General features: G+C 64.7%; 1 protein-coding gene. It reads left to right on the forward strand.

Going from position 1 to position 473, the window contains the following annotated elements; translation table 11 throughout:
• Positions 1 to 11: 11 nt before the first annotated feature.
• A partial coding sequence (locus HWX00_RS36565; protein ID WP_175868207.1) for an ABC transporter ATP-binding protein occupies positions 12 to 473 on the forward strand: 462 nt, incomplete at its 3' end.

The raw sequence follows: 473 nt of genomic DNA on the forward strand, positions 1-473 counted from the left end.
GGGGTGCACTGATGGCAGCGGCAATGTTGAAAATCAAGGGCTTGCAGGTCAACTACGGCGGCATCCAGGCCGTCAAGGGCGTTGACATGGAAGTCCGTCAGGGCGAGCTCGTGACGCTGATCGGCGCGAACGGCGCGGGCAAGACCACGACGATGAAGGCGATCACGGGCCTGAAGCCGTACTCGGCGGGCGACATCGAGTACGACGGCAAGTCGATCAAGGGCATTCCGCCGCACGAGCTGCTCAAGCGCGGCCTCGCGATGGTGCCGGAAGGCCGCGGGATCTTCGCGCGGATGTCGATCATCGAGAACATGCAGATGGGCGCGTACCTGCGCAACGACACCGAGCAGATCAAGAAGGACGTCGACCGGATGTTCGGCTTCTTCCCGCGTCTGAAGGAGCGTGCGACGCAGCTCGCGGGCACGCTGTCGGGCGGCGAGCAGCAGATGCTGGCGATGTCGCGCGCGATCCTG

It is taken from the genome of Burkholderia seminalis DSM 23518 (genome assembly GCF_902832885.1).
GTDB lineage: Bacteria > Pseudomonadota > Gammaproteobacteria > Burkholderiales > Burkholderiaceae > Burkholderia > Burkholderia seminalis.